The sequence below is a fragment of the Sulfobacillus thermosulfidooxidans genome (genome assembly GCF_001280565.1).
GTDB classification, from domain to species: Bacteria; Bacillota; Sulfobacillia; order Sulfobacillales; family Sulfobacillaceae; genus Sulfobacillus; species Sulfobacillus thermosulfidooxidans_A.
In genome coordinates this window covers 494,387-519,952 of sequence record NZ_LGRO01000002.1, presented here as the reverse complement: position 1 = coordinate 519,952, position 25,566 = coordinate 494,387, and the positions used below count along the sequence as shown (strand labels likewise).

The following is a 25,566-nucleotide window of genomic DNA, read 5'->3' as shown; positions in this document are numbered from 1 at the left end:
AATTTCTTGACATTAGATGTCCATGCTCGTAAAATACTAATGTTCGGTTGTCGGCAGCGTCGCCGGCACACAAGGTAGGAGGTAATTTCATGTCCACTTATATGGCCCGGTCCCAAGATGTTCAGCGTACGTGGTATGTGATTGATGCTGCTGGATTGCCGCTGGGGCGTGTTGCTACTGCAGCAGCAACGATTCTCCGTGGCAAGCACAAGCCCACGTATACTCCTCATGTGGATACCGGTGATTACGTTATTATTGTTAATGCGGCCGATGTTGTTTTGACGGGACGTAAACTCGATCAAAAAATTTACTTCCATCATTCGGGATATTTCGGTGGATTAAAACGTACCGTTTATCGTCAATTGATGAAGAAGAAGCCGACTTTTGCAGTGGAAAAGGCTATCCGGGGAATGTTGCCGCATAATCGGTTAGGACGCGCCATGTTTCGGAAACTCAAAGTATATCCGAATGCGGAACATCCACACAGCGCCCAGCAGCCGCAAGTATGGGAGGTTAAAATCTAATGGCAGTTGCACAATTTTGGGGAACGGGACGCCGCAAAAATGCCATTGCACGGGTGAGGCTGGTTCCTGGAACTGGACGTGTGTTGATTAATGGACGTCCGTTTGAGGAATATTTTCCCCTTCGCACCTTGCAAACAATGGTCATGGCCCCATTAAACTCCGTGGATCTTCAGGGACGTTTTGATGTATTAGTGCGTGTTGAAGGTGGCGGTGTATCCGGTCAAGCTGGTGCGGTACGTCATGGTATTGCGCGGGCATTGCTTGCGGTGGACAGCAACTTCCGTATTCCTTTAAAACAACGGGGCTTTTTAAAGCGGGATTCACGAATGAAAGAGCGACGTAAATACGGACTCAAAAAGGCTCGTAAAGCTCCGCAATTTTCTAAGCGGTAAAAAGCCCATCTGGGCTTTTTTATTTTGCGACGTACTGCGTGCGTGGCCATATAAAAATACAGCCTCCGCTGGGTGAGGCTGTATTTTTGATGCCGGGTCTAATTAACCGCACCGACCACTTCCGGTGCTGAAATGACGGGAAGACGGGGCGTGAATTTCCGCGGTTCTGAAGAATCATAGGCCGGATCGGTTAAATGTTTCCATAATTGGTTCAACGCATTGGGGTCACCGAGCTGGCTTTGCACAATGTAATATTCACATTCCAAATCACGTTGCTTACTCACGGGGCTCATGGCAAGGGCTTGACTCAAATATTCTTTGGCTTGCTCGTAATCGCCATGAGCCACGGCTCGGCGGGCTAATGCTCTTAACGCAAAGATTTTTGTGTCTTCCCATGGCCATCCTTCCGGTGCTGCCAAAACGCGATGAGCATATTGGTCCAGCATTTTGTCTGAACCCGGAATACGTAGCAAGGATTCTAAGATGACGGCTTGACCTTCTTGGAAATGGACGCGGTCAAACACGGTCAAAGACGCCTGCAATAATTCGCGTGCCCGGTCAACACGTCCAATATCTATCAGGACTTGCGCAATGTCCGCCTGCAAGGCCGCACGTTCTTCAGCACCACGAATTTGCGGAAGCAAACTCATGGCTTCATCAACGGCTTGTGATGCTTCTGTATTATGTCCAAGACGCCATTCTGCTGCGGCAATCCGGCTGAGTAACTCAGCTCGTCGACAAGGGCTGAGCTGCTTTTGCTCTAAGGCCATTCGATATAATTCCAAAGACGAAATCCATTGCCGTTGGCTATAACAGAAGTCGCCATAATGTTGTGCCGCTTCTGCGCGAATATTGGGTCCATCCCGTGTGTCAAGGCGTTCTGCATACTCCAATGCCTGCTGGAAGGAATTCATCGCCTTGTGGAATGAACCGTGGCGAGCTGCAGCCATCCCTAAGGTATTCGCGATTTCAATCGCTTGTACAGGATGATCGTCTGGATGAATTAGACTCAGGCTTTCTTCTAAATGCGCCAACGCTGCTTCCAAATTACCTTGGGACATTTCTAGTTTACCCATGGTCGCTTTAATGCGCGCTAAAATATCTTCACGACCGGTTCGCTCTGCCAAGGTTAAAGCTTCTTGTAATCCCAACATGCCATCTTCAAGCCGCCCGCTATTCCACAACGCCTGCGCTGCCTTTAATAGGACCTCAATGGTGCGCATATCGTCGCCGTTTTCTAAGAAGTAACCTAATGGTTTACCCAACCGGCTGGCGATAATTTCTAACGCTTTGTGGGATGGATGGATACGGCCCAATTCAACCTGACTAACATAGCTTTTAGTCAGTTCATCTCCGGCAAGTTGCTCTTGGGTTAATCCGAGTTTTTTCCTCAGGTCGCGAATTTTGGTCCCTACCATCATACATCCCTCCTAGGCATTAATGTACCATAAGTAAACCAAATATACATCATTAGTCTTGTAAAAAATTTAATAATTATCTTTTTGGTCAAATGCAAAAAGCATTGTGATATGAAATTATATCGAAGACACTAAACTAAACCGACAACATAAAAGGTTAATAGGTATAGTCTCATATTACTAGGCAATTAATACATGACTGATGACATCATATATATCAGGAATTTAGGCCGACATACTTGCTGCCAAATCGGTCTACACTAGGTTAAACACACTAAAATAATCCGTTATGGTCCTTGACAAATTTTGAGAGGAGATTCTCGTGAAAAAGCAATTAAAACGACGACTAGTTCATGGAATCCAGCTGGCTTTTTTTTCGGCGTGTAGCAGTCTTTTGCTGGGAATAGGAGACGTTCATGCCGCGATGTCTCCTGCTAACGGTATTGAAGGCGCATTATTGCGGGGACGAACCATTGTGATTGATCCAGGTCATGGAGGTTATGACCCGGGGGCTCGGGGGCGTATTGCCCGAGAAGATGAAATTAATTTAGCTATCGCTTTAAATCTGCGAAAATGGTTCGAGGATGCGGGAGCTCGTGTCTTGATGACATGGGACAAACCAGGCCAAATACCCTCTTCGCGAAAATATCGCGTCCAACAACGGGTAATCTGGATTAATAGAACTGGAGGCAATGCGCTTATCGACATTCATTGCAATTCTGCGGGATCACGGTGGCGCGGTCCCCAAACTTTTTATTGGAATGGAAAGGGTTCTTATTATTTGGCTCATGATGTTCAGGAGGAATTGCAATATTTTACTCATACCAATCGCCCGGTAACTCGCATCGATCAATACGTTTTGCGCTATGCGAAAATGCCGGCCATTAATGTTGAAGTGGGCTTTATTTCTAATCCGCAAGAAGAAAAACTCCTGATGAATCCCGAGTACCAACGGCAGATTGCCTGGTATATTTTTTTAGGGACGGAACGTTGGTTTCTCAAAGGGCATTGGCCTGAAACTCTTTTGCAATCTCCGCCTCCGACTCATTTATTAGTTCGTGACTAGCTTTGACTTCGCTATAATGAAAAGAGGTATTGGAAGGCGGTCGATGTCACGGGTATGGATAACCTGATGCGGCCGCTTAGGCGGCGAGCTGTCTAGTACTAGCCCAGTGTGGTCACCAGCAGATAATGGCTGGAGAGATCCAAAGGTCGGAATCAGTGGGAATGAGACCGGACGCGCTTAATGGGAAGCGAACTTCGTGGGGCGTCAGATTATCGCATTGAGAATAAAATGTGCTAGACACTGGCTACAGAGGTAACAATTATATATACTATTATCATCAATTTATGGAACAGGAAAAATTTCTCTCGATTGGTAAAGTCGCTCAAAAGCTCGGAGTGAGCACGCAAACCATCCGACGGTGGCAACAGAGCGGGAAGATCCAAGAGGTTCGATCCCCGACAAACCGCCGTTTATATAGCGTACAAGAAGTGCAACGCATTCTCGGTCGTCATCAAACGGCCCGCGTTGTGATTTATGCGAGGGTATCCTCTCCGAAACAAAAGGCGGACGGCCACTTAGAGCGGCAGGTCGAGCGGCTCAAAGCGTATGCCGCGGAACATGGCCTGGAAGTCTTTCGCATCTTTCAGGAACAAGCGTCGGGCCTTAACGAGAACCGCCAGCAACTCTCTCAACTTCTCGCGATGGCTGAACGGCGCGAATTTCAACGAGTATTGATTGAATATCCTGATCGATTGGCACGTTTTGGCTATCGCTATCTGGAACGATATTTGAACAGCCACGGCGTCACCATTGAGTCCGTGCACGTTCAGGAATCGAAAACATCGCAAGAAGAATTAACAGAAGATCTGCTCACGATCATTACCGTGTTTTCGGCACGGTTATATGGCAAGCGTTCGCAGGAATTTCGGCAGAAAACCCAACACCTCGTGAATGCGATGAAAGAAGGGGAGCCACATGGCGATGGTCACGAAGACCATCAAACTGGGTGTCCATAAGGAAGTCCATGCCATCAAGCGAAAGGCCATTGTCGAAACGCACGTCTTATACAACCGCGTCATCGCATTTTACATGGACTTCTTTGTGGCACACCGGGGCGTGTTTGAGGAACACGTCCCGTACACCAAGAAAAACGGCGAACCAGCGGAGCGGCACTTGACAAACCAAGAACTCCTCACATTCGCGGAACGGCATACCCTGTCCACCCCCGCGCATCCTCACCCGTTAATGCCGCTGGAAGCGATTCCCCAAGCGAAAGGGATGCCGACAGGATTACGCCGGGCGGCGATCAATCACGCGGCGGGCAAAGTCAAAGGCTGGTGTGTTCTGCTTCATCAATGGGAACAACACGGAAAGACAGGGCGCGAGCCACGGCTCGGTGAACCGAACGAACCTGTGACTTTCTATGCGGACATGGTCGATTATCCCGACTGGGACTTGTTGCCGCAAGCTACCGTGCAACAGACGTTTATCGCCGTCAAGTTGTGGTACGCAGGTCAATGGCAAAAAGTGCCCTTGCCGATTGTCTTACCCCGTTACGCGGCCGAAGTGTTCCGATCCGCTCAAGCCGAAAGCCAGCGGATCCGTACCGAGACGGCACTGATCAAGGCAAGAAAAGCCCCGAACGAGCCCTGGACGGATGAAGAGCGCGCTGCCGTGCGTCCCAAGGTTTGGGTCGCACGGTCGCTGTCGCTTTACGCACGACAAGACACACGCTATCCCGGCCATCTGCGCTTTGCCTTACACGTCCCATTAGAAAAATACGTGCAGACGCCCAAGAAGGCCCAAGAACAACTCCAAAAGAATCCGGATCTGTCTGTCGTCACCGCAGATCTAGGGGCCAATCGGTTAGCCGTCATGGGAGCCTTTCAGTGCGGTCGATTGCTCGCTACCCAGTTTATCTCTGGGAGTGCTCTCAACCACCAACGCCACCGGCTACTCAATGCGATTAGCCGCAAACGGGCACAAAGCGGTCGGTTACAAAAAAACGTGCCAGACAATGTGTTTCTCTGGAACAAGGTGCGCCATCTCGACGAGAACGCCGCGCGGCAGGTTGCCCGCCGGATCGTCGATTTTTCCCAACAACACGGGGCCAAAGTCATCGTCTTGGAGTATCTTCGCGGATACAAAGCCCCGAAAGAAAAAATGAGCCGTGCCGGGCGAAAGAACCATAAACGCGCTTACTGGCTGCGCGGCCAGATTGTGCGATGGGTACGCGACCTCGCATTCCGCGAGGGGATTCTGACGGTCGAGCGCAATCCCGCCTATACGTCGCAAATGTGTCCGCATTGCTCTGCGGACTATCGACAGGTAGGAGTCCGTCAACGACACACATTTACGTGTTCGAACCCGGATCACGCCTATCAAGCGGACGCCGATTTTGTCGGCATGATGAACCTGTATCGCAAGTGGAATGGCACCTTTACGTATCCTTCGAAGAAAAAGAAGACGAAGGATGAACTCAAGCCGACGCAGGCCACGGCCTAATACCGCGCCGGTCTATCGAATCGCCAAGGACGGTTCGATAGTGCCCCCGTGGTGGGGGATGTTTCTGAGGATGATCAGCAGGGGGCTGACTCACGCCAGAAGAGGGGATCATCCACACGCCGACAAGAGGATACACCCAAACTCCTCTCCTCTCGTCAGAGAGAGACAAAGGTCAGACAAACGGCAGTTGTTCATGTTTGATGATGTTTTGGGGCAACTGTTGACACCACGCAAGGACTCATGGTGGGGGTGACCTGACCTTGGGCCCGGGATGAATGATAAGAATACATAGCCCTCTCACATCGACAGGATGGTGAATATTAATGACTTAACCCGGCCAGGAGTAGAACCCAGACGATTCCCTCGCGAAGATTGAAAGCCTGTTACTGGGAACCACTCATCAGGTTATGATGGGCAAAAAAGTTTAACGAGATCCAGTGGCTTGTCACAACTGTTTGACAAAGTTATCGACCACTGAGACTAACAAATAAGGAGGGCGTGGTGCTTCTCCTGGCCTGAAGGCCGGATTTTCGCACCGCGAATAACTGATGAAACTTAAGACGGTACGCATCATCGGCGTGCCCCTCGATTATGGAGCCGATCGCCGAGGTGTCGATATGGGACCTAGTGCGATTCGTTATGCAGGTCTTCATGAGAAATTGCGCCAAGTAGGCCACAAGGTCATTGATATTGGAAATCTTCCGGTACCGGTCCCAGAAAGTCGCACCAAAAATGATACCCATCTAAAGTATGCAGACGAGATCGTTAAGGTCAGCCGCGTGCTAGCTCGCGCTGTAGAAAAGTCTTTGGATGATAATAACTATCCTTTGATTCTCGGGGGCGACCATAGTATTGCCATTGGTACGATTGCCGGCTTATTACGCAAATTTTCCCGCTTGGGCGTGTTATGGTTTGATGCGCACGGGGACTACAATACCGATCAAACATCTCCGTCGGGTAATGTCCATGGGATGCCGGTGGCGACGGCAGTAGGGTTAGGTCACCCGGCCCTCAAAATTCCTTTTCACGGTCATTTTGTTGATCCACACAAAATCGTTTATGTCGGAGTGCGGACCTTGGATGCGGACGAAGCCGAAGCCTTACGTCATTCTGGAGCTACAGTCTTTTCGATGCACGAAATTGACCGTTATGGGATGCGTGATGTGATGGCCAAAGCGATGGATATTGTCACGGACCAAACCGATGGGGTGCATTTAAGTTTCGATATTGATGCGGTTGATCCGCTATATGCCCCAGGCTCAGGTACGCCATACAGTGGCGGGCTCACGGAACGCGAGGCGCATTTAGCTTTGGAATTGCTGGCCGAAAGTGACATTGTCTCTTCGATGGAAATGGTGGAAGTGAATCCGATTCTTGATGAACATAACCGGACTGGAGAACTCGCGGCAAACTTGATTGCATCGGCCCTTGGACACCGAATTATCTAAGCGGCTGATGAAAAAATGTGATAGGGCTGTCCTTCCCGAACTGGTATCATAGCATGGAGAAAGAAAATTTCGCCGATTGGGAGGGATGGGATAATGGCCAACTGGGAACAGGACGTCATTACATATCGCCGGGATTTACACCAAATTCCGGAATTAGGGTTCCAAGAGACCGAAACCAGTCAATATTTATTGAATACGTTACAGCATTTAGGCTTAGATCCTGTGCAAATTGCGGATACCGGGGTAATGGCTGATATTGAGGGCAATCGTCCTGGCAAAACCATTGCGATTCGAGCAGACATCGATGGGTTGCCGCTTGAGGAAGACACGAACTTGCCTTTTCGTTCGCAACATCCAGGCGTTATGCATGCCTGTGGGCATGATGGTCATATGGCTATTGTCTTAGCTTTAGCGAGCCGGCTTCAAGCGGCACGGAATTTTCCTGGCCGGGTTCGTGTGTTTTTCCAGCCAGCTGAAGAAAGACCCCCAGGCGGCGCACCCAAAATGATTGAGGCCGGATGTTTAGACGGAGTCGATGAAGTATTAGGTCTTCACCTCTGGGCGAGTGATCCCGTGGGTACGGTTGCCATTCGCAGTGGCCCATTCATGGCCAATGCAGACCAATTCACAATTCGCGTCAAGGGAAAAGGCGGGCATGGCTCGGAACCGGCTGATACCAAAGATGCCGTTCTCATTGCCTCGATGATTGTCATGAATCTGCAGACCATTGTGTCACGGCGTCTCAACGCATTTGACACGGCTGTTGTGAGCTGTGGCACGATTCGGGCTGGGGCGACATTTAATATTATTGCGGAGACGGCGGAAATTACGGGGACCGTACGGACTCTTTCCAAAATCGTTCAAGATAAAGTCATTCAGGAAATCGAGCACATTGCCAAGACAACCGCAGCATTATATGGTGCCGAAGCAACCGTTTCATACCAATATGGCTATCCCGCGGTGATCAATCATCAGGCCAGTGTTGAACGTTTAGAACGCTCCGTCTCAGGGCTCGTCGATCTTCTTCATCCTGATCCGGCTATGGGGGGAGAAGATTTTGCCTATTATCTACAAAAAAAGCCTGGGACATTTTTCTTTTTAGGATGCCGACCCGAAGGGGAGAGTTTTCCGCATCATTCACCACATTTTCAGATCAACGAAAAAGCGTTACCTTTAGGCGTGGACGTGTTGTATCGCGGTGCTATAAGCTTTTTGGAAGGAAATTAAATGCCTTCATCCAATAAAACCTCTCTTTTCTGATGATGTCAGGGGGAGAGGTTTTTTAAAATATCATAAGGACATTGTTCGCCTAGGAGTGACATTAGGATTTTGATTACGAAGAAAGCCTGATGCCTTTCACCTAATAGGCGAAAAAATTTGCAAGCATTTCAATAGCAACAGTCTGGCATAGGAAAGTTATGAATTCCTGCGAATATTAATTGATAGTTATTGCATAAATATCCTGTGCGATGTATAGTAATGCACAGGAGGCGGTTTGTGTGGTTGAGCGGTTATTAGCAAAGGAAGCGCGGTTACAAGGTCGGTCTGTAGTGTCATTAAAGGACTGGAGTCCCAGTGAAATTAAGCAAGTATTAATGACGGCAAAATGGATGAAAACAAATCCGAAAGTGGCAGAAATTCAATATGCGCTCAAAGGCAAGTCTGTGGCCATGATTTTCGAATTACCATCGACCCGCACGCGGGTATCCTTTCAAGTGGCTATTCAGGCGCTAGGGGCAGCCCCGGTGATTTTGGACTGGCAAGATAGTCAATTGGGTCGCGGGGAACCGATTGAAGATACAGCACGTGTTTTGTCCCGGTACGTGGACGGGATGATTGTCCGGGCCAAGAGTCATCAAATGGTTCAAGCATTACAGAAATGGGCGACCGTCCCGGTGTTTAATGCGTTGACGGATATGGCGCATCCTTTTCAAGTCTTAGCGGATGCCTTGACGATATGGGAACATGTCGGTTATCTGTCTGGAGCAAAAATGGCCTATGTGGGCGATGGCAACAATATGGCGAATTCCTACATGATCATTGGCGCGAAACTCGGGATGCATGTCAATATTGCGTGCCCTGAAGCATGGCAACCGTCAGCAGATATCATTGCGTATGCTCAACAGGAAGCAGAAATGACGGGTGGTTCCGTTCAGGTGATGACAGATCCTGTGCAAGCGGTGCACGGCGTTGATGTCGTAGCTACCGATGTGTTCGTGTCGATGGGTGATGTGGACAGTGCCAGTAAACGGCAAGCTTTGGCTCCATACCAAGTGAATGCAGCTCTGATGCAACAAGCAAAAGCGAGCGCGATATTTCTGCATTGTTTACCCGCTCACCGGGGAGAAGAAGTGACCGAAGAGGTCTTAGAAGGACCGCAATCCGTCGTATTTGATGAAGCCGAAAACCGGTTGCACGTGCAAAAAAGTGTGTTATACCATACCTTGGCAGAATTTTAATTCGTATGAGAACCCGCTATTTGTGTGCAGATCTGGTTTCCACAGTGACAGATTGAAGTGGTCCAGGTGGATAAGCGAATGTTCCGGGAAGCAACCAGTCCAGAGCAGGGCTGGTTGCTTTCTTTCGCAATCTTCCGATCTTCGCGAGCTTCAGAGTCTCTAGAAATCTTGGTTGTTCTTTCGGTGTTTCCATCATCCATTGTGAGACGGCAAAGAGCCGGGGGAATTTGGTCAGGAAAATCCTTATACGTCTATTAGCCTGTTATATGAAGACATCAGCGGACAGTTAAAATAGGGCGGAACACAATGCGGTTATAGAGGTTAAACGTGATTTAACTGGCATTACTTTCTGTGCAGCGGAATTGTTGAAGATCGGTGGGAAAACATCGAACAAATAACTCAATATGATCGTGCGATAATGCCGAGTAAAGTGGTAGACTATTCTCATAGATATGAGAATGAGGTGCTGCATATGGTACACCTGTCTTCTGTATACCGGAAACTTGAAGAGGGCGCCAAGCGGCTGACTCCTCAACGAGAACTTGTGATTCGCATATTTGCTGAACATCCCGGCGAACATTTATCGGCAGAAGAAGTGCATCAACTTGTTAAGAAAGATTTTCAAGATATTGGGCTGGCAACAGTATATCGCTCATTAGAACTTTTAACCGATTTAGAAATTCTGAACCGGATTAGTTTTGATGACGGGCGGGCTCGTTATGAGTTTAATCAAGAAGAGACCCACCGCCATCATCATCTCGTTTGCATTCGATGCGGCAAAGTTGATGAGTATGGCGAAGATTTGTTAGATCCCTTAGAAGGGCGCATCCTAAAAGAGCGTGGCTTTCATGTGTTAGATCACGAGTTGAAATTTTACGGATTGTGCCGAAGTTGTGCGGCGAAGCGGGAGAAGACTGAGCGAACGGAAAAAGGAATCAAAGGAGAACGGATTCGATGACGATGCTATATTGCTATAGCCGATGAACAACCTGTGCCAAAGCACGAGCGTGGCTCCGTGCCCACCACATTGATTTTGAGGAACATGATTTAATTGCGGATCCTTTGCCGAAGGACCACATTGCCGAGTTAGCCGAAAAAGTTGGAGGCGTTAGCGCATTATTGTCCAAAACGAGCCCATCATACCGGAATTTGCGGCATCTCGTGCACTCGGAGTCGGAGTGGATCCAGCATATCGCTGAGGAACCGCGGTTGATTAAACGGCCAGTCTGGGTCATTGATGATCACTATTTTGTGGGATTTTCTGAAACGGTTTGGCAAGAAGCCTGGAATCGTTATGGCCATTAAAAGGACTGTGTTTGCGTAAAATAATCAAAAATGAACCGGCTAATCCGGGGAAGGACCACAAGCGCTTCATTGTCTATGTGGAACCGTAAATCGCGGGAGCGCTCACTGAGAATGGCCAACACATAATCACCCCACGGTGTGACAACGATCCCCACATCATTTCGTATGCCTTCAAGTGAACCACTTTTACTCCCGATTTGCACCCGAGGAGGATTATTACCGTCTTCTGTGATCCACTCATAAGGAAGGTGACGCGTCATAATGGTATTGTACTGTTGGCGACATAAAATATCCCACATTATTTCTGACGCATCCTTATTGACAAGCGTTCGGTGATAAAGCTGTGTTAATATCGTCCCCAGTTCTTTGGCCGTTGCCAGACCGATGGGACCGGGAATTGTAAAATCAATGCGTTTGAGCAGTCGAGTTTGGGAAAGACCGAGCGACTGGATAAAGCGATTGACATGGGGAATGCCGACATAACGTAAAATCATGTTGGTGGCTGTATTATCACTGACAATAATCATCAGCGTCATCACGTCTTTGAGAGAAAGGGAAAGCCCAGGAGACAGATATTGCAAGATACCGGACCCATCCACGACGTCCTCAACCTGTAACGTTAGGGGATCAGCCAAAGACTTGTGCTCATCGACAAGATATTGAAAGGTGGCTGCCATAATGGGGAGTTTGATCACTGAAGCAGTTTCCATAACATGATCGGAATCATGGATCAAGGTCTCATGCGTTTGCATGTGTTCTGCATAAAAACTTATATGACCGCTAAACGCGTGAATAACGTTTTCGATTCTTTTCTCGGTCTCAGCTTTTGTCATCGTTCGTCGGCGGAAAGCTTAACCTCTTGGACCAAGAGGAATGCGCCTTGTTCCCCCTGTCGTGGTTGTGATTGGCCTCAATAAGGCCTTTAGGGTCATTGAGCAATTTTTCGATTACACAAGACCGATCTTCATGTCTATATTTTTCTATATTTTGTACCAGGTGTACGTTGTCTTCCTTTTCCTTTCACACATTCTCTCTAGACAGTATGACAAGGATCGAATCAGGTCTCGTATAAACGTCTCTCTGGCCGTTCAATTTTTCGAAGTGCCAGATATCCTTCCCGGATTCTTTTTAGATTACAGCATCTTAAGATGGCGGGGATTTTTGACGTTTTTGCGCAAGCCAATATAGGCGTTCTGATCCCAATCCGGGAATCATCAAGCCCTTCACTTCCGTCTTGGCCGGAACCGGAGGACTATCCTTAGGAATAATAGCTAAAACGTCAGATTGCCGGTATGCCGTAATTATATCAGAGCCTTGCGGCAACTGCGTATCAAAAAATATCTCTCCTTGCTCAACCTGGATGCGGGCGCGTAAATACCTTGTTTCGCGTGTCGGTTTCATAAAGGGATGCCGTAATCGGCCGCTAATGTGACGGACTGGAAGATAAGCGCCGTACAACGATACCACAAAGGGTAGGCCGATCAGATACCAAGACATCATGGCCGCTCCCGGATTGCCTGATAGCGCCAAAATCGGTACATTATCTTTCTCGGCGCCGGCAATGGACTTACCCGGGTGCATATCAACCCGCCAAAACAGAAGCCGGGAATGGTTGCGAAGAAATTGGATGACATGGTCCTTGTCGCCCACCGAGACCCCGCCGGTGGTGATAACCAGATCGTATGATGTCAGGTCGGATAAAGCTTCAGCCACGGCATGGGACGTATCTGCTGCAGGAGGAGCCCAGATGACCTCAGCACCGGCTTCGCTTAATAACGCTGCGAATAAGTAACGGTTCACATTATAAATATGTCCCGGCTGTAAGGCTTCCCCTGGATTTTGTAATTCATCTCCCGTTGTCACTAGCAAGACGCGGGGTTTTCGGTAAACTTTGACAGTGGCATAGCCGGATAATGCGAGCAAACCCATTTCCAATGAACCGATATACTGTCCCGGTTGGAGTACTGCTGTTCCACCGGTGATTTCTGAACCTTGTGTACTGACGTTCCGCAAGGTTTTAACAGCCTGGCGAAGCTCGATATGCTGGTTATGCCGAGTTACGGCTTCTTGTTCGATCACGGTATCCAATTCTTTAGGAAGGGGTGCTCCTGTCATAATGCGCACGGCATATCCTTGGGGTACGGGCTGGGTAAACACTTCTCCTGCATTGACTTGGCCGAGGATGGAGAAGGTGCCAGGGGTATCCCCAGAACGCAAGGCATAACCATCCATGGCAGCGCGGTGAAAAGGAGGAGAATCACTATGGGCCACTACCTCTTCGGCCAGGGTGCGGCCCCAGCACTGTTCTATGGGAATTTGTTCGCTGTCCTGAATAAGTCCTCGAACACTTTTAAGCAAATCCAGAGCTTCGGTTACGCTAATATAACTCATATCGTCTGCCTTTCTTGGGTATCTCTGTAATAGGAGAACCGATTATCTGCTAAATTTGCGATGATAAACGAGTTGTGCGGAAGGATCATTCCACTCGAAACTTAACATCTTATGTTGTTGAATGATGTATTCGGCGAGATTGTCACGGGTTTCCTCGTTTAAGGGGAGGCATGTCGGATAAGCACAAACCGTAGAAAGTTTTCGAGAAGGCGGACCAATGATTAAACGAATATTGGAAACGTGTTCAAGAATGTCCGCCGAGTTGAAAACAATCTTCGGAGTTGGAAAATGTTTACCTCCTTCCCATATCATCCACTCAAAATGTTGAGCCACCTGCGACCAATCAATGGGTAACGCCAAAGAACTCCGCCATGTGGTTTGACCGGGCTGGATCAAGAGCGTATCCGCATGGTGAGCGGCTAAACGATCGGTATCGGAACCCGGGCGATCCATTGAGGGATGATGAGAAAACTTCAACACGAGTATGCGCCCGTTCAGACGTTGACACATGGCTTCAATCAGGCGTGTTTTTCCGACATTGGAATAGCCGACGATATGGAACACGCGCATGATTAATCACGCTCCTGATGATTTAGCCATGCTTGCCATTCACTAGGAGTATTGACGTTACGTAACCATGCCTCAGGCACCGGAACCCATTTCACGGTATGCCGCTTTAAAAAGGTTTCGACTTTCTGACCGCCCGTTTGGCGGAAATGGACCAGGTCAGTTATTAACTGTGTCGACCAAAATCCGGCCAAGGGCTGGCGATGGCGCTCGCCCTGTGGCAGGAGGGCTTCAACATCGTCTGACAAGTAAGGATGCAACCACTTATAAAAATCTGTCGGAAGGTTGGGCAAGTCAACAGCCATCACGGCTAAAAAATCCGCATGAGAAGAGGTCATAGCCCGTTCAATTCCAGCTAAAGGACCCTCAAAGGGTTGGCTATCCAACAAATCGTCATCACCTGGGTTTGCATAATTCCACGGTCTAGAGATCCATAACCTGCCGTTAACAACCGTTTTTAGTAACAAAACTGCCCGGTCCACCAGACGCATGCCATTGGGTAAAGGCAGTTGGGCTTTATCTTCGCCCATGCGCGATGATTGTCCCCCTGCCAATACCACTCCATCTATGATTGGGTCCACATTCCGCTCCTCCCCATGATTCCCATTATAATATACCTGTTTTAGAGGCCGGAATCCGCAGGATTCGGTTCCTTCGTGGAGATGAGGGTCATAACGATTCCCAGCGTGAGTAAGGTAAGACTGATCCATACCGTCCACGAAGGCATTTGCTGGAGAATGAGCCACGCTAACATCGCAGATCCAGGAATTTCACCAATCATGGCCATGGATACTTGTCCCGCGGGCATGAATCGCAATAACCAGTTAAATGTGGTATGTCCGCCCAAAGTTGGAATGATAGCCATGAGAAGATATAAGATCATCACATGCTCATTCATCGGACCAAGGGAATGGTTCTGAAATATATTGATAAGAAACAAGATGAAGCTGGACATGAGATAGGTTCCGGAGGAATACTGGCTCGCGGATAAGCTTTGTCGGGAGTGCTTTCCAGCCATGAGATACAATCCTGCAAAAAGTGCTCCTAACAAGGCATCGACCATGCCATCTGTTTGATGAAAGGACCAGGCTGTCCCAATGGGTAATATCACAAGACCTATGGTAGCGCTGGTTAATCCTATCTTAATGCGCGTGGGAAAGGGCTGTTTGCGCACGATACGCGTGTATGATGCGATAAGTAAAGGATGCGTCGAGACTAACGCCGTCGACAAGGCGACCGGTAAAATCATGAGCGATTGAATCCAGAAAATAAAGTGCAACGCTAAAAATAATCCCGATACCGTGAAATGTTTTAGATACCTTAAGCTGAACCATGTTGGCGGTTGGCGGAGCACGACGGGCATTAAAAGCAGGGCGGTCAGAATTAGGCGCCAAAAAGCAATGGCGTTGGCTGGGGCCGGCGTTAAACGTATAAGCACTGAGGCACTCGAAACAGACAAGACCCCAACTGCTACAGCCCCGTATAGCTGAAGAGCAGTTGGGGTGTGAGGTGTCCGAGATGGCTCAGACTTTAGCATAAGACTGGGTTAACATATCCCGAAACGCGCTTAAGGAATCGGCACGATCCGGATCTTGCGTGCTATAGATTTGAATAAGATTGGTCAACATGCGAACAAGCATAAAACGCGTGGGAGTCGGACTTAAATACGCTGGATGGAAGCCAAAACCATTGGTCATGAGAAATTGAACACATTCGCCCCGGTTCAACAATTGGCCTTTTTCAAAGGCATCAATGAAAAGGCTATCGTTATATTGGAGGAGAAAGTGTCCGGGCATGCTGATGCCGACCACTGGGATGCGTAAACGACGGGCAATCAATAGGTAGACTAAAGACAAACTAATGGGAATCCCTAACCGACGATCCAACACCTGGTTGAGATAGCTGTTATCGGGATCATAGTAGGCTTCTTTATTTCCCGTAAAGCCGAGCTCATCAAAGAAATAGTGATTTAAACTCTCGATGAGTTCACGACCTTTGAGATTGTGCTGATCCATGTGAACTTTAAATTCTTGGGCCATGGAATCCAGCATGTCTCGATAATGTTGGCGATTAATTGTCGGGTATCCGGATTCAGCAATGAGAAAGGCACCTTCTTCTAGGTCGATCCAAGCGGACGGCATGGCCGCAAAACGTTGGAAGCGTTCTCCCAGTTCGTCAAGACGAAGTCGTTCGAGAATACTATAGACCCGCGTCCGAACATGTGGATCCAAAGACGTTCTGGCTTCTTCCAGATATGGCTGAGCCTCCTGACGAGATTCGATCAATCGCTGTCGGGCTATTTGCGCCGTCTTGATATCATCATCCCCCAAGAGACGAATCAAAGCTTTAATTTCTCTCTCAGTCAATGTTTTCATGGCCGCCGCTCCTTTCTCCATGGCTCAAATGCGGCCGAGGTATCAACGTGTATACCTCCATGATATGGAATAGCGATCCTCAAGGTTCGAAGCCGCTACCAGCCGTTAACATATTATTCGCGTTAGGTCGTGATTCTCCTGCCAAATTTGAATCTCGCTATAAGAAGTAGTCGAGATTGTATATTTATTATACAAGGCTTGGCAAGAGCGTAGCACCGCATTTACCTAAGCTGTACCATTTTTCCCCGAATTTTCTAACAGCAAACCCGTTTGTCGCCCTCTTTGAGTTGAATTGGGAATGAGATTGAAATCTCTTGCCGTTATGTCGTCAACATCAGTTTATTGTGCGCAAGATTCTTTGTGGACCAGAACCCAAGGAGCTTTGATGAACGAAACTTGGCATTACTTTAAAAGCAATGATATCATAAGAATAAAGATGAAAAAAAGGCATCGTCCATGGAGGAGCTATGGTGATGAACATCCATTGGGACCGTCTCTCCCGTGTTGACGAAGGGGCGAGAGGATGGGTGTTTTTGTACATAAAAGGGTGTATAGTGTCTTCTTTCGGAACGATAAATAACGGCTGTCGCGGACACGTGTTTAGCGTGTCCGCAACGTGATTATCCCCAAACTCGGCAACATGCAAGCTGTTCTGGGGCAAAGCGAGATTTTTCTATTTCTACAAGGATATTTCAAGAAATCTTTCATATAAAAACTGGAACTTGCTGTCATGATTGAAGAGACAGCAAGTGGGAACCCTGATACTGATATAAGGATAGATGTGTTTGGCATCGTATAAGGGAAAGGAGGGTATACTTTTTTGGGCACAGATAATCAAAAAGTCCTTGTTTATATAGGGAGAATCGCCCAACAAAACCCTCTGATTCAAACCATTATTGGTTACCTAATGGCGGATCCGAGTCGGACACGTTTTGTTTATCAATTAAAAGAAGACTATGCCTTAAGTATGGCAATGTCTATTCATCGGCGTATTGAGATTCCCTTGGCTCCATGGCAGGGATTTATTCGGGGGGTCCCCGTTCCCGATCCGTTGACGTGGATTCAGGCGGCACAAGATTTTAAAGGACAGTCGATCATGGTGCGTATTTCCACTGATGATCCGGTCCTCTTGCAATTATTGAATACTTTACTGAAGGACGAAAAGGCCCAGGAATATCGGAATCAATTATTGGACCGGATGGAAAGTGTCCGCAAGGAACTGGACCGGGCGCTCGATCTATATAATGAGGTGCGCCACATTATGGAAATTGACCATGAACGTCAACCAGAACTTATAAAGTTTCTGGCTATGGCAGAAGATCAAATGCAGGGCATGGGTCAAGAGCTGAAGACCTTGAAAGCCCATTTGGAAAATACGCAATCGTCGTCTTGGCGTGAAGGAAGTGATGACTGATCAACCGCGTGGGGCCATGATGACCCTGTTGAAATGATGGCACACGTGGTCATTGCTTGTCAGTGCGCAAAGAGGCCATGAAACGCTTACTGGTCAGTCATGAGACCTCCCTCTTTGGCAGACCGCCTTATTTTTACGGGCCATCCTAGGACAATGGGCCCGAGTTACTGAGCGTGGCACGGCCTGGGTTGACATATCAAGATGAGTATCGACGGCGATGACTGCGAGTTATCAAAATGTTAACTTTGCCAGTTAAACCTCTGGGTGTAATTTGCCATCTTACACCTTTATCCACGGCGTCATAAACTGCTACAATAGCAACGGTGACGTATATGTCAGACGCGAACGAAGAAAAGCCAAATAATTTTGTGCAATGGCGGCATGCCCCGGCTAGTCAATGGATCTATTGTCCATTATGTCGCGAACCCTTGTTAAATCACACGTGGGATGGGCGGGAACGTCGCTATTGCTCTCATTGTGGTTTCGTTTATTGGGAACGGGCATTACCTGCGGTGGCGGTATTGGTTTTTGAACCGTCGCGTAAGGAAATTTTATTGGTGACACGCCGGTATCCGCCTTTTGTTGGAGGATTAACCTTTCCTGGCGGCGGGATTGAACTGGGGGAAAGTGTCGCCGACGCCGCAGTGCGAGAGGTTGAAGAAGAAACCGGGCTCGTTGTATCGTTGGATAGACAGTTTGGAACTTGGTCAACACCTAGTAATGATACGATCATTACATTTTTCCGCGGGCATCCCATCGGGGGACAATTGCAAGCTGGAACGGATGCGCAAGAAGCCCGTTTCTATCCCTGGGAAGAGGCTCCCTCACTCGCGTTTAGTTTGCACAATATGGTTCTTCAACTGTTTCGCATGGAGATGCGGATGACAATCCCGGCGTCGTAATGTTAATGGATACATGTCCGGAATTTGTACGGTTAAGGCATCGAGCACATCATGCAGCAAGGTAATCGTTTGATAAAAGTTTCGCGGATTAGGCTTTTGATGATAGTCCTCAGCTAAAGTGACCAATGTTTGTTGCAAAAATTGGATGAGAATATCGACGTGCCAGGGGTCTGATTTATCGCGGATATTGTTTGGCATCATGATCCCTCCCGTGCGAATTCCTGTTGTTTCACCCTATGTGGAAAGACGGCTTGGGGTGACCCAGCAGGAAATTTTTTGCTAAGAACAGCAAACACAGGCCTTCCCCGGCAGAACATCGCATCCGTTGATGAGAGTTCTGAGTTCAAGGAAGGCCTGCCATTACGACGGGATACTGGATGATGGGGGAGACTGTTTGGTTTTGCGTCTTTTGTGCCACAATGAATAACCTAAGGCCAGTGTCGATAACCACCATGGACGTACTTTGGTTTTCGGTCGTGAAGCTTTGAGGGTTTTCGCCTTACGGGATTCGATGAGTCCGGCAATGCTTGTAGCAATCAGTCCTATGCGATACGCCGAAGCCTTAAATTCCTGAACGGTTTGTCCAAGCCGGGAAGATGATTCCCGGGCCGTTTGAATCAATTCCCCCAATTGCCGGCGAAGAACAGATACTTCCTGTGTAATGGTCTTTTCTAGACGGATGACGCGTAAAGTTACGATGATAAGCATGACACCGAGCCCGACGACAATTAACGTTAGGATGACAAAACAAATAGCAATAATCGTTAAGGCGGTGCTTATGGTCATGCACCTTGATCCTCGTGAGGATCCTCACTGTCATCGAGCGGAATCTCGGTTACGGATTTTTTAAATAAAGCTTGTCCTTTTTGCGTTAACGATTCGCGAATATCACGTACATTCTTTTGAATTTGATCTAAGGAATCCTGCGTTTTCTTTTTTATGCTGCCCCGAGTTTCCGCGCCAGCGCTGGGAGCTAAAAGTATTCCTGCGAGCACGCCTAATGCGGCTCCTACAACTAATCCGCTTAACCGATCCCATGTGCGATCGTTCATAATTTCGCCTCCTCGATTTTCTTCTATTGTGACATATCTCGAGGCGATGGAAAAGTCCTGGTAGATAGCATTGTGAAAGACGCCCAGACATGCCCTCAGGTAGCCATGAGATGAATTTAGCGTACAGGAGTCTTTTTGGGGCCTTTATGGAGTCTGGTGGAATGCCTTTCTCGAGAGGATTATGGCCTCAATGGAAACTGACTATCGATGATGAATATTACGAACAATTGGGATTTACGCGATCAGAAGGCGGAAAGGACAGGACAGATCGGCTATGATATACTATGCTGGTTCAAAGAATATTTGGGTCAACATAGATACATGGTGGGATTGAGTGTGCAAAAAACGCACTTTTGGGCGTTGAAGATATGAGAATTGCATTTGTTACAGAAACATGGCGGCCGTCCACGGATGGGGTGGTAACCCGGATTACGGAAACAGTCCGGGAACTTAAACGGATGGGACACGAATTATTTATTGTGGCTCCTTGTGGCGGAGAACCTGTTTTTGAAGGGATTCCGGTAAAATCCGTACCCACATTTTCCGTGTCTTTTGTCTATGGAGGAAAGCCTTGGGGCATTCCCTTGCCTCGCGTCCAAAAATTTCTCGATGAATTTCGTCCCGATGTGGTTCATGTGGTGAATCCGTTTGTCTTAGGCATTGCAGGCGTATATGCGGCGCGCCGCCGCCAATATCCATTAGTGGCATCGTATCATACAAATATTGCGCAATATGCCGACTTCTACCATTTGGGATTTACCAAGCCTGCAATCTGGGGACTTTTGCGCATGTTACATAACCAGGCTGTGTATAATTTGGCGACATCTGAAGCCATTATGAAAGAAATTACGCAGCATGGAATCAAAAACGCGCGGCTGTGGCGACGAGGCGTGGATCTCTCAGGATTTCATCCGCGTCACCGGAACGAAGCCATGCGCCAACGGTTAACCGGTGGACATGCTGATCGGCTCATTGCGTTATACGTGGGACGCATTGCTAAAGAAAAAGGATTAGAACGGTTATTATCTTTGTTTCCAGGCAATCCCGGTGTGCACCTGGCTTTGGTCGGTGATGGGCCGGCTGTCGATTATTTTAAACAGCGCTTTGAGCGGACTCCTACGACATTTGTCGGAAAACTCTTAGGCGAAGAATTGGCAAGCGCATATGCCTCGGCAGACTTTTTTGTGTTCCCGAGTACGACAGAAACGTTAGGCTTGGTGTTATTAGAAGCGATGGCTTCGGGGTTGCCCATTGTGGCCGCGGAATCTGGACCGTCGCATGAACTCATTGATCCCAGTGGGGCAGGAAGACTATTTCCGAGTACCCAACCGTACCAATTAGCCCAATTGGTAAGCGAATTGATGAAGGACCGGACTTTACTGGCGGATCTTGGAGTGAAGGCGCGCCAAGAAGCGGAGAAATGGGGATGGAAAGAACCTACGCAAGAACTCGAGGCGCTCTACGAGGCGGCGATTCGCCACGTAAAGGGACATCAATGAGTCGGCTATGGCAATTTATCCAATTCGTATCGGTCGGATTGGGGAATGCCATAATCGATCTATTAGTTTTTAATGGGTTGTATTGGCTCATTCCTACACGGAATGTCGATCAGCTCGTGGTGTATAACACGTTAGCGGTAATGGCTGCAATCCTTAACAGCTATATTTGGAATAGTCGCTGGACATTTCGCCAGAATGTTAAAAAGCATGGGAAAGAAGCGCTGCGTCAACGCGTTTTGTTTATTGTGCAGTCACTAATTAATATTGTGGTAAACGATTTAATTTTGTGGTTAATTGCTCCTTTAGTCTTGCAGATTCATGCCATTCCCCATGTCATGGCCAACAATATTGCTAAATTGGCAGCGATGTTTTTAGCTTCCCTAACAAGTTTTATTATGATGAAACTCATTGTATTTACGTAAGTTGTCCGATCCAATTTGTGACATGTTTCTTCCAGTCAAATCCCAGAGGATAGCAAATATCTCGCCCAAACGTCATTTTTTGCGGTCTTTCCCACATCGCTTTAAACCCTGTGCGCTAAAAATTGGTATGATAGCGCAATCATGGACAAATATTGCGATTGTCTTGAAAAGGGACAGCGGGTGGGGCAAAACGCAAGGATAACCAGCATTATGGCATCTGACAGGTTGTCCAATCTTTCCTAAACTGACGCCAGCCAAATTGTTGATGATTCAACAACCGGGGGATCCAAATCTGGGGTGAATTCGACAGTTTTCGGTCGAAGGGGCCACTCTCCGCGCCCTAACCCGTCAGCTAACTCCGGAGGCAAAATTGTTGAGGGGAGATTGTTTAATGCATTATCGTTTTCTTGCCGGAGCCCTAATGACTGGGGCGACTGCAGCACTCGGTATGATGATTTCTGGATCTGCTGAAGCTGCCTCAATTCCCGAAACCACTCAAATGTTAGCGCAGCAACATCCTGCCATGAATCAAGTGCTCCAACAAGGGAGCGTGGGACACTGGGTGGCCACACTACAAGCCGATCTCTATTTATTGGGATACCACAGTGTCGGAACGGATGATGGAATCTTTGGACCCAAAACGCTGGCGGCTCTTAAGGCCTTCCAGGAAAATAACGGGTTTGCTCCTACAGGAGTGACCAGTCCGCCCGTTTGGCAAGATATTTTAGCTGGGTTTAATCTGACTCCGCGTTACACCGGTCCTATGACATTCTCCGTCAATGTGCCTCCCATTAATGCACAAGAACATCCAGCACTTTATCAGAAACTCTCCATCGGTTCCCAAGGACATTGGGTGGCGACGCTACAAGCTGACCTAAAGTTACTGGGGTATACTCAAGTGGGACCGACAGATGGAATTTTTGGACCTAAAACCCAGGCAGCGGTGGAAGCTTTTCAGCGAGCTCAGGGACTGACCCCTTCGGGTGTAACCACATATGATACCTGGAAACAGATTTTGATTGGTCTCGGAATTTTAGCGCCCAATACTGATCTGACCGCTGCAAATACGGCACAAACAAGTGTCAGCAACACGACCTCCAGTCAGAACACCCAAGGCACCCAAGCGGCTAACGTATCAGACGCGTCGCAAGTGTCCTCGTCGTCTTCCTCTACGCCCAGCACGATTGATGGCCGCCCCGTGATTGCGGTCTATCATATGCGCGCAACGGCATATGGTCCGAGTCTTAAAGACAACTACCCCTACGGACCGGTCGATGCATTTGGCCAACCTTTGGAACCGGGAATGATTGCTGTGGATCCATCACTCATTCCATTAAAATCCTACGTGTACGTGACCGGATACACCGATCCCAATTTGCCGGCCGGCGGATTTTTAGGCCGCGCAATGGATACAGGTGGAGCGATTGTGGGACACCGAATTGACATATTCATGGATGCCAATTCTCAAACCGTCTCCAACTTTGGCATTGAGCCCGTTACCGTCTATGTTCTAGGCAAGTAATTTCGCATTAGACAATGAGAGCAGTATTTCGCTGCTCTCATTTTTTATGGAAAAAAATAGATCAAATTGCTAGTCTGTGCCTCTCTAAGGAAGGATTTTCCGCGATTCTCGCGAAATATTATGATGAGGTGAAAAACAGATGAGAATGCATTCATTTGAAGAGTTTTGGCCATATTATCTTGCGCAGCACCAAAAGTCCGCTACGCGTCTCACCCATTTCATTGGCACTGGCACGGCGTTGATTGCGATTTTGCTGGCTCTTCTAACCTTTAACGCTTGGTATTTATTGCTTGCCCTTGTCATGGGTTATGGGTTCGCTTGGTACGGCCATTTATTTATTGAACAAAATCGACCGGCAACATGGCGTTTTCCTCGGTATTCTCTTCAAGCAGATCTGTTATTATTTTGGATTATGTTGACACGAGGATTTGCTTTTGAAGATTTCTCCTTGCCGCGCAACCCGTTGAAAGGAAAATGAGGTTCAAGACCTGTCGACCTGGCTAACATAGTTCGCTCCTCAACCGATATATATAGGGCAAGAGGAGGCGAGCGTGATGTCATTGTGGTTGCGCCATGGGCGGCAGATAGTTTTGTTGATGGGTGTCAGCGTCGTTCTCGCCGGTTGTGGCAGCCCCAATAGCATTGGCAACATGCCAGGACCCGTGCGCAAGATTATCAATACTCCCACCCTATCCGGCTATAATATTGGGGCGAATATTTTGCAGGCGACAGGCAACCAGGAATATCTGGGTAGTGGTCAAATTCCTGGTTACTATAACTATGGGCCGGCTTATGATAATGGCTCAAACACGTATTACGTTACGTTAGAAGTACCAATAAATGTGGCGGGTCTGGAAAAGAGCCTCCACTATCTCCCCCATCCCATTGAGTCGACAACGATTCCGGAAGAAGTCTATATTAATATTCCGCCGCTGCCGAATATGGCTTTTGACCGTCTTTATTTTGATCCCAGCACCCATTTAGCCCCGTTCTCCTTTAAACTATTGCCCAATGGGCAAGTTCTTGATGTCTCGTGGGATGCAGTCCTCGTCAACAGTTGAGTTTTCGTGTCCGGGTTGCTTAAATAGAAGAGTGGACCATGAAACTATACCAAGAGGTGGTGGCGACCGCGAATCAATCTAAGGATCAGCACGAAGACTGGGGATTTAGCACACGAGCCATTCACCAAGCGCAAAGCTCATTAGACCAATCCCGGTCGACAACAATGCCTATCTACCAAACCAGTACATATACCCAAGCGCTTGATGGGACACCCGTCCACTATGAATATGGCCGCGGAGATTCACCGAATCGGGAAGCGTTGGAAGATACGTTGACGGCGTTGGAACATGGCCAGTTTGCTGTCGTCTTTGGGTCGGGAATGGCGGCTTGTGATGCCATTTTACGGCACTTAAACCCTGGCGACCATGTCATTGCGGGATTAGATCTCTACGGAGGCGTCTACCGGTTATTAGAACAAGTCTATCGCCAGCATAATATCGCGGTTGATTATTGCACGTTCGATACCGATGATTGGGTGAAAAGGATCCGACCCACGACCCGTCTCATTTGGTTGGAGACACCAACCAATCCCCTTTTACATGTCATTGATATTGAACGTGTAACGCGCCAGGCGCATTCGCATGATTTGACAGTGGTTGTCGATAATACTTTTGCCTCACCCTATCTGCAAAATCCTCTTCGCTTAGGAGCCGACCTGGTGGTTCATTCGATGACAAAATATATTGCCGGGCATTCCGATGTCATCGGTGGTGTGGTAATTGGGGGGGATGGTCGCTGGCGCGAGCCTTTGCGGTTTCTTCGCAATGCGACAGGCCCGATTTTAGGTCCTTTTGACGCATGGCTTATTCTCCGTGGAGTGAAAACTCTGGCCTTACGCATGCAGCAACATACCCAAAATGCGTTACGTATTGTTCAGTTTCTGAAGACTCATCCCCGAGTCAGTCGGCTTTATTATCCGGAAGGACAAGTGGCCTTTTCCCAACAAATGCGGGGTGGCGGGGGAATGATTTCCTTCGTGTTAAAAGATGCTGATACCAAACACGTCTACGAAGTTTTGCGGAAGTTTCGCGTGTTTGCTGTCGCTGAAAGTCTAGGCGGTGTGGAATCATTAGTTAGTCATCCCGCCACCATGACACACAGTGCAATTCCTGAAGAGGAACGAAATCGCCGCGGCATCGTGCCAGGGCTGATTCGGCTGTCGGTGGGGATTGAGGACGTCAAGGATCTCATTGCTGATTTAGAAAATGCTCTGGATTGACATTTCAAGCGTTATTTCTGGTACTCCTTTCACTTGAGGTCACGGGACATCGGAGTAAAAAATATTCCATAACAGCGTCCAAAG

Annotated in this window: 27 protein-coding genes, 1 pseudogene and 1 riboswitch; of the genes and pseudogenes, 18 read left to right on the top strand and 10 right to left on the bottom strand. The window is 48.1% G+C overall.

Translation table 11 applies throughout. The features are described 5' to 3' along the window. Nucleotides 1–89 precede the first annotated feature (89 nt). Together rplM and rpsI are read left to right on the top strand one after the other, a co-directional pair. The gene (gene rplM, locus AOA63_RS18070; protein WP_028962721.1) at nucleotides 90–524 is read left to right on the top strand and encodes a 50S ribosomal protein L13; all 435 of its coding nucleotides are present in this window, start codon (nucleotides 90–92) and stop codon (nucleotides 522–524) included. Continuing rightward, entirely contained in the window at nucleotides 524–916 is a 393-nt protein-coding gene (gene rpsI / locus AOA63_RS18065; protein ID WP_020376653.1) for a 30S ribosomal protein S9, read from the top strand. The genes rplM and rpsI overlap by 1 nt, the downstream gene beginning before the upstream one ends. A 98-nt stretch (nucleotides 917–1,014) precedes the next feature. On the opposite strand, the gene AOA63_RS19915 is transcribed toward rpsI, so the two are convergent. After that, a complete protein-coding gene (locus AOA63_RS19915) occupies nucleotides 1,015–2,337 on the bottom strand; it encodes a tetratricopeptide repeat protein (RefSeq protein ID WP_082344132.1) in 1,323 nt (440 codons plus the stop codon). A gap of 319 nt (nucleotides 2,338–2,656) precedes the next feature. Here AOA63_RS19915 and AOA63_RS18055 point away from each other — a divergent pair, with 319 nt between their 5' ends. The 8 genes and pseudogenes from AOA63_RS18055 to AOA63_RS18020 all read left to right on the top strand — a co-directional run. Continuing rightward, nucleotides 2,657–3,400, top strand: a complete 744-nt coding sequence (locus AOA63_RS18055; protein ID WP_053961129.1) for an N-acetylmuramoyl-L-alanine amidase family protein — start codon at nucleotides 2,657–2,659, stop codon at nucleotides 3,398–3,400. A 284-nt stretch (nucleotides 3,401–3,684) separates the two neighbouring features. Beyond that, the gene (locus tag AOA63_RS18050) at nucleotides 3,685–4,356 is read left to right on the top strand and encodes an IS607 family transposase (protein ID WP_053961128.1); all 672 of its coding nucleotides are present in this window, start codon (nucleotides 3,685–3,687) and stop codon (nucleotides 4,354–4,356) included. Further along, nucleotides 4,316–5,845, top strand: a complete 1,530-nt coding sequence (locus AOA63_RS18045; RefSeq protein ID WP_053961127.1) for a zinc ribbon domain-containing protein — start codon at nucleotides 4,316–4,318, stop codon at nucleotides 5,843–5,845. The genes AOA63_RS18050 and AOA63_RS18045 overlap by 41 nt, the downstream gene beginning before the upstream one ends. A gap of 548 nt (nucleotides 5,846–6,393) precedes the next feature. Next, on the top strand, nucleotides 6,394–7,293 hold the full coding sequence (gene rocF / locus AOA63_RS18040; RefSeq protein WP_053961126.1) for an arginase: 900 nt from the start codon (nucleotides 6,394–6,396) through the stop codon (nucleotides 7,291–7,293). A 93-nt stretch (nucleotides 7,294–7,386) separates the two neighbouring features. Further along, nucleotides 7,387–8,520 carry a M20 metallopeptidase family protein gene (locus AOA63_RS18035; protein ID WP_053961125.1) on the top strand — a complete coding sequence of 378 codons (1,134 nt, stop codon included), beginning with the start codon at nucleotides 7,387–7,389 and terminating at the stop codon, nucleotides 8,518–8,520. Between the two features lie 272 nt (nucleotides 8,521–8,792). Further along, nucleotides 8,793–9,752: an ornithine carbamoyltransferase gene (gene argF / locus AOA63_RS18030; protein ID WP_053961124.1), complete on the top strand. Its 960-nt coding sequence runs from the start codon at nucleotides 8,793–8,795 to the stop codon at nucleotides 9,750–9,752. A 472-nt stretch (nucleotides 9,753–10,224) separates the two neighbouring features. Beyond that, on the top strand, nucleotides 10,225–10,710 hold the full coding sequence (locus tag AOA63_RS18025) for a Fur family transcriptional regulator (RefSeq protein WP_051351132.1): 486 nt from the start codon (nucleotides 10,225–10,227) through the stop codon (nucleotides 10,708–10,710). A 38-nt stretch (nucleotides 10,711–10,748) separates the two neighbouring features. Continuing rightward, nucleotides 10,749–11,057, top strand: a pseudogene (locus AOA63_RS18020) (arsenate reductase family protein); the annotation flags it as partial. Here the strand turns inward: AOA63_RS18020 and AOA63_RS18015 are convergent. From AOA63_RS18015 to AOA63_RS17990, 6 genes are all read right to left on the bottom strand, one after another. Continuing rightward, complete coding sequence (locus tag AOA63_RS18015; protein WP_053961122.1) at nucleotides 11,054–11,890, bottom strand: serine hydrolase; 837 nt, start codon at nucleotides 11,888–11,890, stop codon at nucleotides 11,054–11,056. The pseudogene AOA63_RS18020 and the gene AOA63_RS18015 sit on opposite strands and share 4 nt — an antisense overlap. 310 nt (nucleotides 11,891–12,200) lie before the next feature. Continuing rightward, nucleotides 12,201–13,448, bottom strand: a complete 1,248-nt coding sequence (locus AOA63_RS18010) for a molybdopterin molybdotransferase MoeA (protein WP_053961121.1) — start codon at nucleotides 13,446–13,448, stop codon at nucleotides 12,201–12,203. 42 nt (nucleotides 13,449–13,490) lie between these two features. Next, nucleotides 13,491–14,018, bottom strand: a complete 528-nt coding sequence (locus AOA63_RS18005; RefSeq protein WP_053961120.1) for a molybdopterin-guanine dinucleotide biosynthesis protein B — start codon at nucleotides 14,016–14,018, stop codon at nucleotides 13,491–13,493. A 2-nt stretch (nucleotides 14,019–14,020) separates the two neighbouring features. Next, nucleotides 14,021–14,596: a molybdenum cofactor guanylyltransferase gene (mobA, locus tag AOA63_RS18000; protein ID WP_053961119.1), complete on the bottom strand. Its 576-nt coding sequence runs from the start codon at nucleotides 14,594–14,596 to the stop codon at nucleotides 14,021–14,023. A 41-nt stretch (nucleotides 14,597–14,637) separates the two neighbouring features. Beyond that, nucleotides 14,638–15,552: a DMT family transporter gene (locus AOA63_RS17995; protein ID WP_082344129.1), complete on the bottom strand. Its 915-nt coding sequence runs from the start codon at nucleotides 15,550–15,552 to the stop codon at nucleotides 14,638–14,640. Next, nucleotides 15,539–16,390 carry a SirB1 family protein gene (locus AOA63_RS17990; RefSeq protein ID WP_026040833.1) on the bottom strand — a complete coding sequence of 284 codons (852 nt, stop codon included), beginning with the start codon at nucleotides 16,388–16,390 and terminating at the stop codon, nucleotides 15,539–15,541. The genes AOA63_RS17995 and AOA63_RS17990 overlap by 14 nt, the downstream gene beginning before the upstream one ends. An 820-nt stretch (nucleotides 16,391–17,210) precedes the next feature. Here AOA63_RS17990 and AOA63_RS17985 point away from each other — a divergent pair. Continuing rightward, on the top strand, nucleotides 17,211–17,804 hold the full coding sequence (locus tag AOA63_RS17985; RefSeq protein ID WP_053961117.1) for a hypothetical protein: 594 nt from the start codon (nucleotides 17,211–17,213) through the stop codon (nucleotides 17,802–17,804). Nucleotides 17,805–18,136: 332 nt separating this feature from the next. Continuing rightward, nucleotides 18,137–18,706, top strand: a complete 570-nt coding sequence (locus tag AOA63_RS17980; protein ID WP_139061698.1) for an NUDIX hydrolase — start codon at nucleotides 18,137–18,139, stop codon at nucleotides 18,704–18,706. Here the strand turns inward: AOA63_RS17980 and AOA63_RS19455 are convergent. The 3 genes from AOA63_RS19455 to AOA63_RS17970 form a co-directional block, all read right to left on the bottom strand. After that, entirely contained in the window at nucleotides 18,629–18,907 is a 279-nt protein-coding gene (locus AOA63_RS19455) for a hypothetical protein (protein WP_139061697.1), read from the bottom strand. The two genes, AOA63_RS17980 and AOA63_RS19455, sit on opposite strands and share 78 nt — an antisense overlap. A 159-nt stretch (nucleotides 18,908–19,066) precedes the next feature. Further along, nucleotides 19,067–19,492: a hypothetical protein gene (locus AOA63_RS17975; protein WP_053961116.1), complete on the bottom strand. Its 426-nt coding sequence runs from the start codon at nucleotides 19,490–19,492 to the stop codon at nucleotides 19,067–19,069. After that, nucleotides 19,489–19,758, bottom strand: a complete 270-nt coding sequence (locus AOA63_RS17970; RefSeq protein ID WP_053961115.1) for a YtxH domain-containing protein — start codon at nucleotides 19,756–19,758, stop codon at nucleotides 19,489–19,491. Before AOA63_RS17970 ends, AOA63_RS17975 begins: the two co-directional genes overlap by 4 nt. 368 nt (nucleotides 19,759–20,126) lie before the next feature. Here AOA63_RS17970 and AOA63_RS17965 point away from each other — a divergent pair, with 368 nt between their 5' ends. The 6 genes from AOA63_RS17965 (at nucleotide 20,127) to AOA63_RS17940 (ending at nucleotide 25,482) form a co-directional block, all read left to right on the top strand. Then, nucleotides 20,127–21,257, top strand: coding sequence for a glycosyltransferase family 4 protein (locus AOA63_RS17965; protein ID WP_053961114.1), 1,131 nt, complete (start codon nucleotides 20,127–20,129; stop codon nucleotides 21,255–21,257). Next, a complete protein-coding gene (locus tag AOA63_RS17960) occupies nucleotides 21,254–21,679 on the top strand; it encodes a GtrA family protein (RefSeq protein ID WP_053961113.1) in 426 nt (141 codons plus the stop codon). Before AOA63_RS17965 ends, AOA63_RS17960 begins: the two co-directional genes overlap by 4 nt. Before the next feature lie 242 nt (nucleotides 21,680–21,921). Further along, nucleotides 21,922–22,061, top strand: a riboswitch (cyclic di-AMP (ydaO/yuaA leader). A gap of 9 nt (nucleotides 22,062–22,070) precedes the next feature. Then, the gene (locus AOA63_RS17955; protein ID WP_053961112.1) at nucleotides 22,071–23,201 is read left to right on the top strand and encodes a peptidoglycan-binding protein; all 1,131 of its coding nucleotides are present in this window, start codon (nucleotides 22,071–22,073) and stop codon (nucleotides 23,199–23,201) included. A gap of 139 nt (nucleotides 23,202–23,340) precedes the next feature. Continuing rightward, complete coding sequence (locus tag AOA63_RS17950) at nucleotides 23,341–23,679, top strand: DUF962 domain-containing protein (RefSeq protein WP_053961111.1); 339 nt, start codon at nucleotides 23,341–23,343, stop codon at nucleotides 23,677–23,679. A gap of 76 nt (nucleotides 23,680–23,755) precedes the next feature. Continuing rightward, nucleotides 23,756–24,262, top strand: a complete 507-nt coding sequence (locus AOA63_RS17945; RefSeq protein ID WP_053961110.1) for a hypothetical protein — start codon at nucleotides 23,756–23,758, stop codon at nucleotides 24,260–24,262. 38 nt (nucleotides 24,263–24,300) lie between these two features. Then, entirely contained in the window at nucleotides 24,301–25,482 is a 1,182-nt protein-coding gene (locus tag AOA63_RS17940) for a trans-sulfuration enzyme family protein (RefSeq protein ID WP_242848419.1), read from the top strand. The last annotated feature ends 84 nt before the right edge of the window (nucleotides 25,483–25,566 follow it).